General features: G+C 33.5%; 15 protein-coding genes. 5 read left to right on the top strand and 10 right to left on the bottom strand.

Annotated elements, in window-relative coordinates; genetic code table 11:
* The first annotated feature begins 128 nt into the window (after positions 1–128).
* Positions 129–1,451 carry a T9SS type A sorting domain-containing protein gene (locus EG242_RS15055; RefSeq protein WP_235831897.1) on the top strand — a complete coding sequence of 441 codons (1,323 nt, stop codon included), beginning with the start codon at positions 129–131 and terminating at the stop codon, positions 1,449–1,451.
* Positions 1,452–1,482: 31 nt separating this feature from the next.
* Here EG242_RS15055 and bshA read toward each other — a convergent pair whose 3' ends face one another.
* The gene (gene bshA, locus EG242_RS10340; RefSeq protein ID WP_124899808.1) at positions 1,483–2,610 is read right to left on the bottom strand and encodes an N-acetyl-alpha-D-glucosaminyl L-malate synthase BshA; all 1,128 of its coding nucleotides are present in this window, start codon (positions 2,608–2,610) and stop codon (positions 1,483–1,485) included.
* 16 nt (positions 2,611–2,626) lie between these two features.
* A complete protein-coding gene (locus EG242_RS10335; RefSeq protein WP_124899807.1) occupies positions 2,627–5,512 on the bottom strand; it encodes a glycoside hydrolase family 3 N-terminal domain-containing protein in 2,886 nt (961 codons plus the stop codon).
* A 107-nt stretch (positions 5,513–5,619) separates the two neighbouring features.
* Here EG242_RS10335 and EG242_RS10330 point away from each other — a divergent pair, with 107 nt between their 5' ends.
* A complete protein-coding gene (locus EG242_RS10330; RefSeq protein WP_124899806.1) occupies positions 5,620–6,126 on the top strand; it encodes a MepB family protein in 507 nt (168 codons plus the stop codon).
* 213 nt (positions 6,127–6,339) lie between these two features.
* Here EG242_RS10330 and EG242_RS10325 read toward each other — a convergent pair whose 3' ends face one another.
* The 6 genes from EG242_RS10325 to EG242_RS10300 all read right to left on the bottom strand — a co-directional run bounded on the left by EG242_RS10325 (position 6,340) and on the right by EG242_RS10300 (position 12,155).
* Positions 6,340–6,822: an ABC transporter ATPase gene (locus EG242_RS10325; protein ID WP_124899805.1), complete on the bottom strand. Its 483-nt coding sequence runs from the start codon at positions 6,820–6,822 to the stop codon at positions 6,340–6,342.
* A gap of 1 nt (position 6,823) precedes the next feature.
* Positions 6,824–7,615 carry a (Fe-S)-binding protein gene (locus EG242_RS10320; RefSeq protein WP_124899804.1) on the bottom strand — a complete coding sequence of 264 codons (792 nt, stop codon included), beginning with the start codon at positions 7,613–7,615 and terminating at the stop codon, positions 6,824–6,826.
* A 32-nt stretch (positions 7,616–7,647) separates the two neighbouring features.
* Positions 7,648–8,988 carry a (Fe-S)-binding protein gene (locus EG242_RS10315; protein WP_124899803.1) on the bottom strand — a complete coding sequence of 447 codons (1,341 nt, stop codon included), beginning with the start codon at positions 8,986–8,988 and terminating at the stop codon, positions 7,648–7,650.
* 47 nt (positions 8,989–9,035) lie between these two features.
* A complete protein-coding gene (locus EG242_RS10310; protein WP_124899802.1) occupies positions 9,036–9,992 on the bottom strand; it encodes an MlaD family protein in 957 nt (318 codons plus the stop codon).
* A 26-nt stretch (positions 9,993–10,018) separates the two neighbouring features.
* Positions 10,019–11,179 (bottom strand): N-acetylmuramoyl-L-alanine amidase family protein, encoded by a 1,161-nt coding sequence (locus EG242_RS10305; RefSeq protein ID WP_124899801.1) that lies wholly within the window; start codon positions 11,177–11,179, stop codon positions 10,019–10,021.
* Between the two features lie 214 nt (positions 11,180–11,393).
* Positions 11,394–12,155 carry an N-acetylmuramoyl-L-alanine amidase family protein gene (locus EG242_RS10300; RefSeq protein ID WP_124899800.1) on the bottom strand — a complete coding sequence of 254 codons (762 nt, stop codon included), beginning with the start codon at positions 12,153–12,155 and terminating at the stop codon, positions 11,394–11,396.
* Between the two features lie 113 nt (positions 12,156–12,268).
* Between EG242_RS10300 and EG242_RS10295 the strand changes: the two genes are divergently transcribed.
* Both EG242_RS10295 and EG242_RS10290 read left to right on the top strand, forming a co-directional pair.
* Positions 12,269–14,953, top strand: a complete 2,685-nt coding sequence (locus EG242_RS10295) for a putative LPS assembly protein LptD (protein ID WP_124899799.1) — start codon at positions 12,269–12,271, stop codon at positions 14,951–14,953.
* Between the two features lie 51 nt (positions 14,954–15,004).
* The gene (locus tag EG242_RS10290) at positions 15,005–15,385 is read left to right on the top strand and encodes a Rid family detoxifying hydrolase (RefSeq protein ID WP_124899798.1); all 381 of its coding nucleotides are present in this window, start codon (positions 15,005–15,007) and stop codon (positions 15,383–15,385) included.
* 76 nt (positions 15,386–15,461) lie between these two features.
* On the opposite strand, the gene EG242_RS10285 is transcribed toward EG242_RS10290, so the two are convergent.
* Complete coding sequence (locus EG242_RS10285; RefSeq protein ID WP_124899797.1) at positions 15,462–16,073, bottom strand: outer membrane beta-barrel protein; 612 nt, start codon at positions 16,071–16,073, stop codon at positions 15,462–15,464.
* A gap of 136 nt (positions 16,074–16,209) precedes the next feature.
* Between EG242_RS10285 and EG242_RS10280 the strand changes: the two genes are divergently transcribed.
* Positions 16,210–17,007 (top strand): tetratricopeptide repeat protein, encoded by a 798-nt coding sequence (locus EG242_RS10280; protein WP_124899796.1) that lies wholly within the window; start codon positions 16,210–16,212, stop codon positions 17,005–17,007.
* 30 nt (positions 17,008–17,037) lie between these two features.
* Here the strand turns inward: EG242_RS10280 and EG242_RS10275 are convergent, their stop codons facing one another.
* Entirely contained in the window at positions 17,038–17,760 is a 723-nt protein-coding gene (locus EG242_RS10275) for a hypothetical protein (RefSeq protein ID WP_124899795.1), read from the bottom strand.
* Between the last annotated feature and the right edge of the window lie 38 nt (positions 17,761–17,798).

Here is a 17,798-nt window from a genome sequence, read left to right as displayed (position 1 = left end):
AAGAACATATATATTCTAAAAAGCAAAAAAGAAGCTGTCTAGTTTTGAGACAGCTTCTTTTTGCTATCTACCATTCTTTTTTACCAAATTAATTACATATATTTGTCGAATAATCAAAATTTTCATATATGAAACTAAAATTACTTTTTGCATTTCTATTTGTTACTATAAGTAATGCACAAACACAAATCGGACAAGACATCACATTGAACGCAAACAACTTAGACGCAATTGCTTTGTCTGAAAATGGTAATGTATTAGCAGTTAGTAGTGGTAATGTTGTTCAAGTATATTCTAAAGCTTCTGGAAATTGGACTCCAATTGGACAAGACATTCAAGGATACGGTTATAGAATCTTGCTTTCAAATGATGGATCTACTGTGGCAATTACAAATCATGGAAACATGGTTAGAGTTTACAAAAATATTAATAACAATTGGACTCAAATAGGTCAGGATATTACAGAAGATGGACATGATATAGCCCTTTCAGGTGATGGATCAACCTTGGCAATTGCACCTATGGGAGGACCATTTAATATTTATAAAAACATTTCAGGAACATGGACAGTAATTGGCAATATTACACCCGGAGATGGTTTTAGCGTTTGCTTGTCAGAAAATGGAGATACTATTGCCGCGAGTCCACATCCTGGTGCAACAATAAATATTTATAAATATGTAAATAATAAATGGGTATACAGTAATACAATTGTCGCGAATCCTAATGATGTTTCTACAGGATACAGAATGGACATGTCAAGCGACGGAAACACAATTGCCGTAACTACTATGGCTGTTTACCCACAAAATATGGGTTCTATAAATGTTTACAGATACATAAATAACACTTGGACACAAATTGGTAATGCAATAACTAGTCAAGTACCAAATGAGCGTTATGCTCACAATGTTGCTATATCTGGTTCAGGGAATGTTGTTGTAGTGAGTTCTAATGAAAATGGTAATACCAAAAATGGTAGAGTGGAAATTCATGAATACCTTCAAGGTAATTGGGTAAAAAAAGGAGAAATAATTGACAAAAATGGTAACAGTATTTATTGGGCAATTGCACTTTCAAGAGATGGTCACAGTTTAGCTTTAAGTAGTAACGGAAAAGTTGGTCCTAAACCGGCTGGAAATACTAGTAATGAACAAAGTAAAGGATCTTCAGGAGAGGTACGAGTTTATGATATTTCAGGCATTTTATCATCTGATACCTTTGTTTTAGAAAACTTCAATATTTACCCTAATCCAACAACCGACATTTTAAATATTGAATTGAAAGAAAACTTAACTTTAGAAAAAGTATTGATCTACAACACAACTGGGCAATTACTAAAAGAAACTTCTGAAAAAACAATTAATGTAAGTGGTTTTGCAAAAGGCATTTACAATGTGCAGGTTTCAACCAATCAAGGGAAAGCTACTAAAAAGGTTATTGTTAAGTAATCAACAATTAGTATAAAACAAAAAAACACGCTTAAACAAGCGTGTTTTTTAATGCTTTATTGTAAATAGCTTCGTATAGTGGAACAATTTTATCTACATTGAAGTTTTTTGAATGCGCATACGCTTGTTCTTTAAACTGTTGCAGTGTAAGATCGTCTTTTAAAATTTCAATCGCGTGTTGAACCATTCCGTCTGTATCGCCGATATTGTCCATATAACCAGAAACACCTTGAACATTTACTTCTGGTAATCCACCGGCATTCGATGAAATCACGGGAACTTTATTTGCCATGGCTTCTAATGCTGCCAAACCAAAACTTTCAGTTTCAGACGGAAGTAAAAACAAATCGGAATATTTCAGAATACTGTCAATTTCTGATGAATTTCCAAAGAAAATCACTTTGTTTTCAATACCTAATTCTTTCACTAATTCTTCAGCTCCCAATCGTTCCGGACCATCGCCCACCATCATTAGTTTTGCAGGCATTTCTTTCTGAATTCCGTCAAAAACCTTCACAACATCTAAAATACGTTTTACTTTTCTAAAGTTACTTACATGGGTAACAATGCGTTCGCTATCTTCGGCAAACAAATTTCGTTTACATTGAACATGCGCAACATTTTTATCTTCGATAAAATTAGGAATAACGTGTATATCTTTCGTGGTATCAAACAATTCATAAGTCGATTTTTTCAAATCTGCTGAAACCGAAGTAACATAATCAGATTGGTTAATGCTGAAACTTACTGCGGTTTTGTAAAACGGATGGTTTCCCACCAACGTAATATCGGTGCCATGCAAAGTGGTTACCATAGGCAGCGAAATGCCTTGATCTGCCAACATCTGCTTTGCCATATAGCCGGCAAAAGCATGCGGAATAGCATAATGTACATGTAAAAGATCAATCCCGTATTCTTTAACCGTATCAACAATTTTACTTGATAATGCCAACTCGTAAGGCTGATAATGAAACAGAGGATATTCGGGCACCACCACTTCATGGTAATGAATATTTTTATTTAAAAGCGCCAAACGAACCGGCTGACTATAGGTTATAAAATGTACTTCGTGATTGCGTTTTGTTAATTCAATACCTAATTCTGTTGCTACTACTCCACTTCCACCGAAAGTTGGATAGCAAACTATGGCTATTTTCATATTTTAATTTGCAAAATTAATTATTTAAAGCATCGTAAATTACTTGCTGTATATCTTCTCGTGTATTTGCTTTTGAAAGTTTGTTGTCATCGGCATTTGGAAATGTTCTGTTCGATAGAAAAACGTAAATTAAATCGTTTTCCGGATCAGCCCAAGCCATGGTACCTGTAAAGCCCGTGTGACCGAAACTTTGTTTAGAAGCGCAACCACACGTTGGTCCGCTTTTCCCTAATTGTGGTTTATCAAAACCAGCTCCTCTTCTATTTCCTTCCTTGCAGTAATAGCAAGTATTAAAATCATTTATGGTTTTTTGCGAAATGAGTTCTTCGCCGTTAAACTTACCGCCGTCTAAAAAAAGTTGCATCATTTTAGCAACATCCAACGCAGTACCAAACAAGCCGGCATGACCTGCAACACCACCAAACATAGCAGCTCCCATATCGTGCACGTAACCTTGAACAGTTGAATAGCGATAGTAATTATCAATTTCGGTTGGAGCAATTTGTGATAAATCAAACTTTGTCTGCGGAAGATACGTTAAGGTTTTAGCGCTGATCGCCTCATAAAAAAAATTATTTACCAGTTCATTTAAAGATTTTTTGTACGATCTTTCGACAATTTCTGACAATAAAATGAAATTTAAGTCGCTGTACTTGTATTCTTTCTTACCTAATTTTGACGATGCTATGCTTTCAATGATGTTCTTTTTGTAATCTGATTTTAAGAACAGATTATCGTTTATCTGCAAATTAAATTCCTTTGAATATGTTGGCTCATACAAATCGGCTTTCGGTTTTCCGTTACTATCTAACGTTTCTTTGTAAAACGGAATCCAAGCAACCAAACCTGAATTGTGAGTCAATAGTTCTTTTACGGTAATGTTTGCTTTGTCGGTCTTTTTAAACTCTGGCAGTAAATCGCCTAATTTCTGATCGAAACGCAGCTTTCCGTCATCGTACATTTTCATAACCATTGGCAACGTTCCCAGCATTTTAGAAAGCGATGCCAGATCGTAAATTGTTTGATTGGTAATAGCAGCATTGTCATTATACGTCATTTTTCCAAACGATTTATTATAGACAATTTTACCGTTACGTGCCACCAAAACTTGTGCTCCTGGAGTGTATCTGTTTTTAATTGCAGTGTTAACTAAAGCATCAATTTCTTTCAACTTTGTTTCGTTAAATCCCTCTTCGCTTGCACGACCATATCGTAAATTTTTATTGGCTTTTGTGTTTACGCCATCGCTTTCTTTATAGAATTTTCCGATAGAAACCGGAAGTTTTCCAGTTGCAGGCTGCATTCCAAAAAGAACATCGGTAACTTTTCTGTGTGCGATTACATTGTTCTGATAACCTAAAACAACCGCTTCAAACTTCGAAAAATCTTTAACCGAACTTAACGCATACGGTTTTACAAACGATACAAAAATGGTTTTAGTGGTAGTTGCGATATTGTCTAGAAGCGTAACTTCATTTGCAGTCATATCATGTTTTTTCCAAACTCCATCTGCTTTGTGATAACCTGCAATCACCAAATCGAATGCCTTTAAATCTTCCAAATGATCTTCGATCTGATAATGATTAAAAACAGTAATAGGTTGGTTTGCTTGTAATGCTTCAATAAAAGTATCATTTACATCGTCGCCCAATTTTACGTACGCAATATTTTGCTGCTTGGTACTGTTAAAAGGCAAGGTGTTTTTGTTGTTTTTTACAACGGTAATAATGTCTTCGTACAATTTATAACTTAAATCGGTGTATTCTGCTTTGTTCAAGTCTTGATATAAGTTTTTAGTTTCAATTGGTTTGTAGTTGTTTAAGCCTGCTTTGTATTTGTAAAGCAAAATCTTTTTAACCGAATGTGCCAAACGATCTTCACTAAACTCGCCCTTCGCAAACGATTCGTTAAACTTTTCAATTGCCAATGGAACATTTTCTGCAAATAATAACACATCGTTTCCTGCTAAAAATGCTGCCAGATCAACTTCACCAGGCGATTTAAAATTCGCAACGCCTTTCATATTCAAGGCATCTGTAAAAATCAATCCTTTAAAATTTAAGTCGTTTTTTAAAAGATTTGTTATGGTATTGTATGATAATGAAGTTGGAAGTTCCTTTTTAGGTTCTAACGCAGGAACCGATAAATGCGCTACCATTACAGATGCCAAACCTTCTTTTATCAGCTTTTTGTACGGATACAATTCGATATTATCCAACCTTTTTTTATCAAAACTAATATTTGGTAATGTATAATGCGAATCGGTTGCGGTATCACCATGACCAGGAAAATGTTTGGCTGTTGCGAAAACCTGGTTTTGTTGCATTCCACGCATTAATGCAACTGCTTTATCGGCAACATTTTCTTTAGATTCACCAAAAGATCTGTTTCCGATAATTGGATTCAGTGGATTTGTGTTGACATCTACCACCGGAGCAAACATAAAATGAATACCCATGCGGTTAGATTGTTGTGACATTTGCGTGCCCATTTGTTCAATAAGCTTGTTATTTTGTATGGCACCTAACGTCATATTCCATGGGTAAACATAGGTAGAATCTAGCCTCATACCCAATCCCCATTCGGCATCAATACCAACAAATAATGGCAATTTTGATGCTTGCTGTAACTTATTTGTAATGTGTGCTTGACGCCCGGGACCGCCTTGAAAGAAAATAACGCCACCTATATTTTTAGATTTTACCAAATCTAAAAGTTCTTGTACGTGTTTATTATCACGATTAGAATAGGCTGCAACCATAAAAAGCTGCCCTACTTTTTCATTGAACGACATTTGATTGTAAACGCTATCGACCCATTTTTGTGCGGGCTGAAATTTTTGTTTGGGTTGTGCAAATAGTGTTAAGGGAATATATAGAAACGCTAACCAGATTTTTTTCATAACTGTTAAAAATAAAACATCATCAAAAATAAACTTTTGAAAATGAATTTAATAATATAAATTCGGAATTTTCCGTTAAAAAACTCTAACGTACATTTACAAGAATAATGACAAACAACTTACAACAGATAGAAACACTACTTTCAAACTTAACCAACAAAAAAATTACCGATTTTGTTATAGATAATGAATGTTTGGAATATTCTGGATGCAGTTTTAAATTAGATGATTTACAGATTAAGTATCGGCAAGCAAAGGTAACGCCTAAAAAAGTTGGTTTGTTTGTTACGCTTTGGAAACGAAATGCCGAAAAAATAACTGAACCTTTCTCAATAAACGATCCGTTTGATTTTTACATTATCGCTGTAAAACAAGAAGATTATTCTGGATTTTTTATTTTTCCGAAAGATATTTTAAGCGATAAAGGTATCATATCTAACATCAAAAAAGAAGGAAAAAGAGGTTTTAGAGTTTATCCTGAATGGACAGAAACAGAAAATAATCAGGCTAAAAAAACTAAAGCATGGCAAGTAGATTACTTTATTAATTGTAGTAATATTTCGGAAGATTTTACAGATATATTAAAAGGAAAAATCATCTTTAAAACTAATTAAAGATGATTTTTTTATAAAATGATTATCAGAAAGCTTGTACCAAAGAGAATGTAATAACCAGTCGTCAGTTCGATCCTGTCGAGAACTTATAATTATTAACTTCTCTATACGCTTCACTACGTTACGCTACTCTAAGCGACGTTTTACCTACATACAATAAATATAATTTGGTACGACGTTCCAGATAGTCTTTTTTTATGATTAAATATCTTATTAAAAAAAGCGACTATGCCAGCTTTCGCCTGCAGGAACTTCCCAAAACTCTTCGAACTCTTCTATAGTATTTACAAGATTATTAAAAACAATAGTATTTGCATTTACGGCTTTTTCTTTTGCCATTTTCTTGAAATCAATTAATGATTTATGCGCAATGAATTCGCCTGTTTTATAAGTTACGTTCATTTTATCCAACAAATCGATTCCGAATTTTTGTTCTAAATCCTGAATGATTCTAACCGAAGCATCAATTGAGCAACCAGACGCTGCATGGTATTCTTGATCAACAGCTAAAACAATAAAACGGTTATATTTTATTTGATACGATGCTTTTAAAGGGGTGCTGTGTGCTGCCCAATTTTCAACAAAATTGGTTAACAGTTCGTTTGCAGTTGCAACTTCTTCATCGGTCATTTTTCTGTTTGCCTGGTAAATCCAGATTTTTGCCGATTTTGGCATTTCTTCAAAAGGTACAAACATATTATAAGTCTTGTGCGTTAGCAATTAATTCGGCTACATCCAATACCTGAACTTCACCTTCTTTATGGTTAAATTTCACACCATCTGTTAACATGGTATTACAAAACGGACAACCGGCTGCGATAATATCTGGTTTTATTTCCAAAGCATCATCTGTACGTTCCATGTTTACATCTTTGTTACCTTTTTCGGGTTCTTTAAACATTTGCGCACCACCTGCTCCACAACATAAACCGTTTGCTTTTGATCGTTTCATTTCAACCAATTCGGCATCTAATTTTTGAATTAAATCGCGCGGCGCTTCATAAATTTTGTTTGCACGCCCCAGATAACAAGGATCGTGAAAAGTGATACGCTTGCCTTTAAACTGTCCGCCTTCAATGGTTAATCTGCCATCATCTAACAGTGATTTTAAAAATTCGGTATGGTGCACTACTTCGTACGTTCCACCCAATTCAGGATATTCGTTTTTAATAGTATTGAAACAGTGCGGGCAAGCCGTTACTATCTTCTTCACCTCGTAACCATCGAACACCTGAATGTTCATCATTGCCTGCATTTGAAACAAAAATTCGTTTCCGGCACGTTTTGCAGGATCTCCGGTACAACCTTCTTCACTACCTAAAACGGCAAATTTAACATTAGCTTTATTTAAAATGCGTACAAACGCTTTGGTAATCTTTTTTGCTCTATCGTCAAAACTTCCCGAACAACCTACCCAAAATAAAACTTCGGGTTGCTCGCCTCTCGCCATCATTTCTGCCATTGTTGGCACTACTAAACTTTCTGACATTTTTAACTTTTTTAATTGATAATTTGTGTTGATTAATTCTCGTCTTTCCAATTTAAACGATCCATTTGGCTGTACTGCCAAGGTGCTCCATTGTTTTCAATGTTGGTCATCATGGTGTTTAATTCCATTGGTGCGGCACTTTGTTCCATTACTAAAAATCGACGCATATCCATAATAATAGATAACGGACTAATGTCTATTGGGCACGCTTCAACACAGGCATTACAGGTAGTACACGCCCACAATTCTTCGGGTGTAATATAATCATTCAACAATGTTTTACCATCGTTTACAAACGTTCCTTTATTGGTATCGATATTTTTACCTACTTCTTCTAAACGATCGCGCGTTTTCATCATGATTAAACGTGGCGACAGTTTTTTACCGGTGATATTTGCCGGACAAGACGATGTACAACGACCACATTCCGTACATGAATAAGCATTTAACAACTGAACCCAGTTTAGATCTTGAACATCTTGTGCTCCAAATTTTGCTGGAACTGCATTTTCATCTGGCGCTGGTGCTGCAAACGGATCGGCATTAGGATCCATCATTAATTTTACTTCATTGGTAACTGCTTGTAAATTATCAAATTTACCAAGCGGTTCTATATGTGCAAAATAAGTATTTGGGAATGCCAGAATGATGTGCAAGTGTTTAGAATAGTACAGATAATTAAGGAAAGACAATACCATAATAAAGTGTCCCCACCAACCTATACGTTCTAAAACATGCAAAGTTCCTTCGCTAAAAGATCCAAAAACGGCAGGACCAATAAATTGAGAAATAGTGAAATTAAAAGATCCTTGACCTGCAAAATGCGATTTGCCCATGTTGTATAAAACCTCATCGGTTCCATTCATAGTAAAAATGCACAATACCAAGATAATTTCCATGATTAAAATTAAATTGGCATCTTTTTTAGGCCAACCCATTAATTCTTTCATGTTTAAACGTGGAAGTTTTAAAAGGTTTCTTCTTGATAAAAAGATAATAGTTGCTGTTAAAGCACCTACCGATACTATTTCAATTAAACTAATAATAAAGGTGTACAAGCCACCTAGCGGTTCTTTAAAAATACGATGTGTTCCAAAAATACCATCGATTAAAATTTCTATCAGTTCAATTTGGGTAATCATAAATGCGGCATAAATGGCAAAGTGCAAAAGTGCCGGAATGGGTCTGGCAAACATTTTCTTTTGTCCAAATGCTACCAAAAGCATATTTCTCCATCGATCTGCTGGGCGGTCGGTTCTGTTTACAAATTGCCCCAACTTTATATTTCGGTAGATTTTTTTTGCGTTTATTGCAAAAAAACCAAAACCTGCAACGGTTAAAGCTATAAATAAAATACTGCTTAAAATCTGCATTATTGTAATGTGTTAGTTATTGTTTTTTTGTATGTTGTATTGTATAACTATTGTTTTACGGGTTCTGTATAAGGTTGCGCTTTTTTACCAAATACCGAAATGTTTATGTAACGGCGTGGGTTTAGTTTAACGTCTTCTAACAAATTGTTTAGTTCTTTTGTAGCCGATTCTAAATTGTTATACAGTTCCTCTTCTTTCATTAACTTACCAATATTTCCTTTTCCGCTGTTGGCATCGGTCATCATTTTATCAAGGCTAGATGCTGCACTATCAAATTTATTTAAGATATCTTGTAATTTTTGTAATTGAATTTTATCTAAATCGTTTGAAAAAGCCGAAAGGTTTTTAGATGTTGTATTAAAATCTGAAACAATATTGTTTATTTTAGATTCGTTGCTACTTACAATTCTATCAAACTTACCCGTAATTCCATTTGCATTTTTCATTGTAGCATTCAACTGTGCCAAAGCTTCTTGAAGGTTTTTTTGCGCAGTTGGATCTAACGTTTTGTTTATACTTTGCACCAATATATTTACATTATAAAGAACAGAATCTAATTTTTTTGCGATTGGATCTACTCTTTGACCTAAATCATCAATTAAACCCGCCATTTGTCCTGATTGTAAATAATCGCCACTTTTTGCCAACGTTGGATCGTTGTAATTAATTTGAAGCGCAATTTGTTTTCCTCCAATTAAATCGGGTGAATAAATTACGGCTTTAGATGAGATTGGAATATCAACCTTATCTGTCATTACAATTTCTACCAACAATTTACCTTGCCCTTTTAGAGAGATATGATGTACTTTACCTACAACCATACCATTAATAGTTACAGATGATGCGGTAGATAAACCTTCTACGTTTTCGTATTCCACAAAGAATGTTCGTGAACTGCTAAAAATGTTTTTACCGTTTAAAAAGGTATAACCCCAAATTAACATTCCTATAGATAACAACACTAATAAAGCGGTTTTTACTTCTTTTGATATAGCTATTTTCAATTTTTTTAGTATTAAAGGTTAAATTTCTATTTAATTGCTTCTTGTACGCTTACTTTTTTGCCGTTTTTGTAGGCTACTAAAAAGGCAGAGTTGTATCCTTTATTTTTAGCAACTTCTAACGCTTTACGTGCATGATCGTAATCGGTAGTTTCGTTATAAAAATACTTAAACATATTACCTTCTTTAGCCATAGAAATATTGGTTAAACCATTAAAATTATTTGGTGTTAACGCAATATTTTTACCACTTGCAGAAATTTGAACTTTAAACATAACACCTGCTTTGGTTACTGTTGCTGGTTTAGAAGCATCTACAGATGATGTTTGTGCGGGTTCAGGAGCCTTTTGTTTAATGGTATCAACCTTTTTAGGTTCTTCTTTAACAGGCGTTTCACGTGGTTTTTGAGTCGAAATATTTTCGCTTGCAGAATGATACTGCTTTTTATAATCAATGATTGCATTTGCAATAGCTCTAGCCAACTCGTTTCTACCTTCTTCGCTGTTTAAATAAGCACCTTCATCGCTGTTCGATAAAAAACCTAATTCAACTAAAACACTAGGCATAAAAGCGGTGTACAAAACCACAAACGGCGCTTGTTTAACACCACGGTTTTTTCTTTCTGCATCATTTGTAAAACGGGTTTGAACTTTTGATGCAAGTTCAATACTCTGTGTTACAAACTGTTCTTGTATCAACGTTAAACCAATTAATGATTCAGGTTTGCTTGGATCGTAACCAGAATATGATGTTTCATAATTATCTTCTAACGTAATAACGGCATTCTCTTTTTTAGCAATTTCTAAATTTGATGCGTTTTTACTCATACCCATTATAAAAGTTTCCGTTCCTGTCGCACTTGGTGCGTTTGCGGCAGCGTTTGCGTGAATTGAAACAAAAATATCTGCTTTTTCACGGTTGGCTATTTCAGTACGCTCTCTTAATTCTAAGAAAACATCTGATTTTCGCGTATAGATAACATTTATTCCTTTATCTTTTTTTAACAAGTCGCCTACTTTTTCGGCAACATCTAAAACAATTTTCTTTTCTACGTAATTTCCGCGTACAGCACCAAAATCTTTACCGCCGTGCCCAGGGTCTAAAACCACTTTAAAATTTTGGGCATAAACCGTTGATCCAACACACATTAAAAAGGCACCAATAACAACTTTAAAGTTATCTATAAACATAGCATATTTATATTTTTGTTTCTTATTTATAAAGTTAAACATTAAAATATCGGTTTATTTTTTGTTTAACATAAACCTATTCCAATTTACAAAAATAGTATATAAAAATTGTATACAAAAGTAATATATATCGTTTTTCACTTCATTTTACATTCAATTCGTTATCAAGAATTAAAACGAATAACCTACTTATATGCTAATGATCTGTTTTTTATTAGACCGAATTACTTTTTTTATATTCTCTAATTGCTCTTGCAATAGCTTTTGCTAGTTCGTTTTTACCCGCTTCGGAATTAAGGTATTCGCCTTCTTCTTTATTTGATATAAAACCCAATTCTACTAAAATACTTGGCATAAGTGCACTATGTAAAACCCAGAATGGACCTTGCCTTACGCCTCTATCGTTGCGTAGAACATCGTTTTTAAATCGCACTTGGATTTTTGATGCCAGATCAATACTTTGTTTTATAAATTGTTCCTGCATTAAAGTCAATCCTATTAAAGATTCCGGACGATTTGGATCGTATCCTTCGTAATGCTTCTCGTAATTATCTTCTAATGTAATAACAGCATTCTCTCGTTTTGCAACTTCTAAATTGGCTTCGTTTTTACTAATACCCATAATATAGGTTTCGGCTCCATAAGCTGCTGTATTTTTTGCTGCGTTTACGTGAATAGACACAAAAACATCGGCTTTTTCTCGATTTGCAATTCTAGTTCGTTCTGCAACCTCTACAAAAACATCCGTTTTACGGGTAAATATCACTTTAATATCTTTATCAAGTTTTAGCAGTTCGCCCACTTTTAAAGCAACATCTAAAACAATTTTCTTTTCTACGAAATTTCCTCGCATTGCTCCGGGATCTTTCCCTCCATGACCGGGATCTAAAACTACTTTGAAATTTTGCGCGTAAACGGTTGATCCAACACACATTAAAAAGGCAGCAAAAGCAGCTTTAACCTTATTTACAATCATCACTTATTTTATATTTTGGTTTCTTATTTAAAAGTCTAAAAGTAAAAAAAAATATTAGTAAGTTTGAAGTCTAAAAAAAACACCTACCATTTTTACAAAATAGCTTTAAAAAGTTGCATAGAAAAGTAATATATATCGTTTTTAATTTGATCTTGATTCCGAGTGCTTTATCACAAGTTTCGGCACAAGAATTCCCTCATGTAAACAAACGATTAGGTATTGAAAACAAACAAGATACACTTAAAAACACCCTTATACCAAATACAACTTTAGACACTATAAAAAAGGACAGTATTAAACCTAAACAAGGACAAAAATTAGAAGCGCCTATGTTTAGAACTGCCAAAGATTACGAAAAGCTAGATCAGAAAAATAAAAAGGTTACGTTGTACAATCAGGCGGTTTTTAAGTATCAGGATTACGAACTTACGGCAGGAATCATTATTTATGATTACGAAAAAGAAGAAGTTTATGCCGGTAGAATTAAAGATTCGTTAGGAAATTTAACGCAACATCCGGTTTTTAAACAAGGAACGCAGATTGTAGAGCCAGATTCTATCCGCTTCAACACAAAAACAAAAAAAGCAATTGTTTGGAATACACGTACAAAATATCAAGATTTTAATGTTAAAGCTGCAAAAACCAAAAAAGTAAACGATTCTGTTTACTTTATGAAAGATGTAATTTTTACAACTGCTGAAGATATTGAAAATCCCGAATATTATTTTCAAACTAGTAACGCTAAATTCGTTCCTAATAAAAAAATTGTAACCGGAGTTACCAATTTGGTTATTGAAGATGTGCCTACGCCTATTGGTTTGCCGTTTGCTTTTTTTCCGCTATCGCAAGGATCTGTTTCCGGGTTCATTATTCCATCGTTTGGTGATACCAATTTACGTGGTTACTATTTACAAAATGGTGGTTATTACTTTGCGTTTAACGATATGGTTGATTTAACTTTATTAGGCGATGTTTACTCCAACGGAAGTAACGCTTTAAACGCACAATCGCAATATCGTAAACGCTATAAATACAACGGTAACCTTAATTTAAGGTACGAAACATTAATTGATGGTGAACGTGGTTTTGACAATTACCAGAAAGCAAAAATTTACAACATTCAATGGAGTCATTCACAAGATGCGAAAGCAAGTCCGTCGTCGCGTTTTGCAGCATCGGTGAATCTTGGTAGTAGTAATTATTTCCGTAATTCGTTAAACACGCAGAACATTGGTTCTAACATGAATAACACCTTATCATCATCGGTAAGTTATTCTAAAACGTTTCAGTCCACACCGCAGGCAAATTTAACAATATCGGCAAATCATACACAAAACACCAATACGCAACAAATAACCATGTCTTTACCAAATGTACAGGCAAGTATTGATCGTATATATCCATTCGCACCAAAAAATGGTTCAAAAAAAGGATTGATTCAAAACTTAAATTTACAATATAATTTAAGCGGGCGAAATCAAATACAAACAACCGATTCGTTGTTTTTTAAACAAGAAATGTTTAATGAAATGGATGCCGGTATACAACACACTATTCCGTTAGCAACAAATTTTAAAGTATTAAAATATTTATCGGTTACACTAAATGGTAGTTATAACGAAACTTGGGTTTTAAATACATTTAACCGTTTTTACAGTAATGAAACCAATAGACCAGAAACGGTTAGAGATAATGGTTTTGACAGTTATAGAACGTATAATTTTGGCGCAAACGTTGGAACAACTATTTACGGAACTTTCAATTTCGATAAAAATTCTAAGATACAGGCTATACGTCACGTAATGCGCCCATCTGCATCATATACCTACACACCAAGTTTTACACAGTATTATGACACGTATGCCATTGATGCATTGGGAACAACTATGGAAGAATACTCACGTTTTCAAGGAACGTTATTTGGTGCACCCAACCAAACCATGTCTAACATTGTTAGTTTATCGCTTGGAAATAATTTAGAAGCAAAAGTTCGTGATGATGAATCTGCAACAAGCGAATCTAAAAAAGTAATGCTTTTAAACTCACTTAATTTTGCAACATCGTATAATTTCACTGCCGATTCTTTAAAGTTACAGCCTATTAGAATGAGCGCCAATACTAATTTATTGAAAGATAAGTTACAACTAAATTTAGGCGCAAGTTTAGATCCGTTGGCAATTGATAATGCTGGTAATAGAATTGATCAATTTAATATTGCAAATGGTGGAAGTTTAATGCGCCTAACTAGTGCTAACATTACAATTAACTATTCTTTAGCAAGTACTGATCCTATCTTTGGCGGAAGCCCTAAACCAGAAGGTGAAGTAGATCAAAATGTACAAAATGGTGGTCGTGGTGATGATTTGCTCGGAAAGTCGGTGGATTTGGCAGACAGACAAAAATCGATGTTTGATGACAAGAAACGAGAAAAAACTAAAACATCTTTTTATAATACCGAAATTCCTTGGGATTTAACTTTAGCTTGGAGTTTAACCTATAATAATTCGCGTAGAACATCAGAAATCACCAACAACTCTTTAATGGTTTCTGGTAACGTTACTTTGGCGCCGGGTTGGTTGGCTGGTTTTTCAACAGGTTACGATTTTAAAAATAAAGGTGTTACTTATACTCAATTGCGTTTTGAACGAGATTTAAAATCGTGGCGAATGGATTTTTCATGGATTCCAAATGGATACTATAAGCAATGGAATTTTTTCATCGGCATTAAATCGTCGATCCTTCAAGATATTAAATACGAAAAAAGAAATGCTGCCGAACGCCGTTTTAGAAACAGATAATTTCATAACTTTAAGCTGTTCGTTTTTAATTTAACTTAAATATAATATCAAATGAAACAAATAATCAACTCATCAAAAGCACCTGCGCCAATTGGTCCGTACAACCATTCTGTAATGGTAGGCAATTTACTTTTTATATCGGGACAAATTCCGTTTAATCAAGAAACAGAAACATTGGTTACCACCGGAATTCAAGACGAAACCAAACAAGTAATGCAAAACCTTTACTATATTATTGAAGAAGCTGGTTTAACTTTTGAAAACGTTGTAAAAGCTACAATTTTTATTAGAAACATGGAACATTTTAGCTTGATTAACGAAATATATGGAAGTTATTTTTCGGCAGAAACAGCTCCAGCTCGTGAGTGTGTTCAGGTTGAAAAACTACCAAGAAACGTTAACATTGAAATATCAATGATTTTACATAAATAACATTTATTAGTTGATTTTAAAATCAATAAAAAAGAGGGATTGCTACTAAACAATCCCTCTTTTTTATCAAATAATATTACTTTCTAAATTTATACTGAACACCTAAACCAACATTAAAATAACTTCCCGATCCTTGTTTAACACCTAAACCATCAAAACCAAAATCTTGACTGAATTGGTTCACAAAAGTTCCATCGATAAAAACAGAAAACTGCGGGGTAAAATAATATTTAGGCATAATACCAATTTGTGCAACACCTGCCATATCATTACCGTTTAACACTTCACTATTACCCGATGCCAAACCTAAACCTGCATGTGCCGTAACATCAAAAGGTTGAATCATGCGGTTTGCTGCGGTTAAAATGTTATAAGTAGCCTCTAACATTAATCTGCTATATTTTACACCTGAAGCATCTATATCTTCATGCTTAAAATTAGAACTTGCAAAAGTTCCGCGAACTCCCCAAACATCATCAATATGATACGTTAAGCCTAACTGAAAAAAATTAAAACCGCTATAATCACTAGTTGTAATTCCTTCGTTGGGACTTAATGCTGCATTTAAACCGTATTGTGCTTCAATACTTAAATTATCAAACACGCTACCTTGAGATTGTGCAAAACCGTATTGAGATGCACACACTAAACATCCTAAAATTAAAATACTCTTAAATTTCTTTTTCATGAATTTTTTATTTTTAATAATAACGTAGAAACTTCAAATTTAGTATTTCATTTAATAAAGTACTATTAACCATAATAAATAGTCAAGTTAACAGGTATTTCCTATAGAAATATGATTAGTTTTGTTGTAAAAAATTATGAGACTAAATATTCTTTTCGTATTTTTTTCTTTTAGTGCGTTTTCCCAAAACATAACTAACTCTTTAAATGGTTATTATGTAAATGCTAATAAGAATGATTTATACAGCAGTTTTTATTTTGACGGAAAAGGTCATGCAATTATAAATGATGCGTTTCAGGCAGAATATTTTCAAAAGGATAATAAACTATTTGTTTTCCCCGATAAAAGTGTCTTTATTTTAAAAGTGGATCAAAACAAATTAAAAGGTGAAAGTTCATGGGTAAAAAAATCAACATTTAAAAAAAGTACCGTTCCTACTTTTGAAGAACTTGTTTTGTTTGCCAGTAATATTGTAGATGCCAAATTGCTCTATGAATATTATAAATTAAATTTTACAGATGGTACAGATGAAATAAACTTTAGCCTTTTTGAAAATGAAGAAGATTATCTGGAAAAAACCACATACTTATGTAACCAAGGATTAACTGCCGCTTGTGGTGCCCAGTTTGGAATTATGTACATGCACGCCATGGGTGGATTTAAAAATCTTTTGGGTGACGGTGACACAAACCAACAATATTCCTTTAAAGAAAATACTGAACTTGAGAGTCTTGCAAAAAAAATGATTTCTTTAGGCGATATTAAAGGATATTCTTTATTAGGATCATACTATTATGCAATTGGCAACGAAGAAAAAGCTATGGAAACATACCAACAAGGCTTAGAACAAGGCGATCAAAATTCTGCAGCAATTATTCTTGAAACAGAACTGCAAAAAATGATTGATGAAGAAGTTGAAACAGAAATGAAATAAATAAAACTGTCTTTTTACAGACAGTTTTATTTATTTCAAAGGATTATATTGTTCTGGTTTCCAATCTTCACTTAATAAGTTTATAAATGAATAATGTATGGCATCGTTAGAATCGAACTCACCATTTTTATTGATATCTTCAACCGATCTAAAATACAATTTATCATCTATTACCTGCCAATCAATTAATTCATGTAAATCGGGTGTAAGTTTTGTAAATTTTGTGCCGTTTATTTTAGAAATGTAAAGCGTTTTAATATCGTTATCGTCATATCTACCGTCTTTATTGGTATCAACATCTACCAAAGTATACACCAAAAACTGCTTGTTTGTTTTAAGTGCTAATTCATCTAAATAATTAATAGATAAAATTTCCATTCGGTTAGCAGTTAATGGTTTCAACTCTAACGAATCTTTATGCTGAAACATTACATTATTAATAAAACCAGTAATTTCGGGTGTTGAATAATTCGATATTTTATAACTAACCTGCGTATTTGTTTTTGAACTACCCGAGCGTGACGAACCCGTATTATATACACGTACATTACCTATTGGATGCAGCAAATAATTAGTACCGCTGAATTTAATAGGCAAATCGGCAATTTTAATTTCGGTAGAATCTATTTTCTGATAATTTACTTCGGTGGTTTTCTTTTCGGTTTCGTAAATAACTTTAGGTGTTTCGTTTTCTTTTCTACACGAAACAATTGTGGTTAAACTAATTGCTAAAAGGGCTATGTATAATTTCATAAGCTTAAAATCTTCTTTCAAAGATAAGCAAAACTCAA

Origin of the sequence: Paenimyroides viscosum, from assembly GCF_003858535.1 — a bacterium.
GTDB classification, from domain to species: Bacteria; Bacteroidota; Bacteroidia; order Flavobacteriales; family Flavobacteriaceae; genus Flavobacterium; species Flavobacterium viscosum.
Note: the sequence above shows the minus strand (reverse complement) of the source record. Positions and strands in the feature narration are given on the sequence as shown.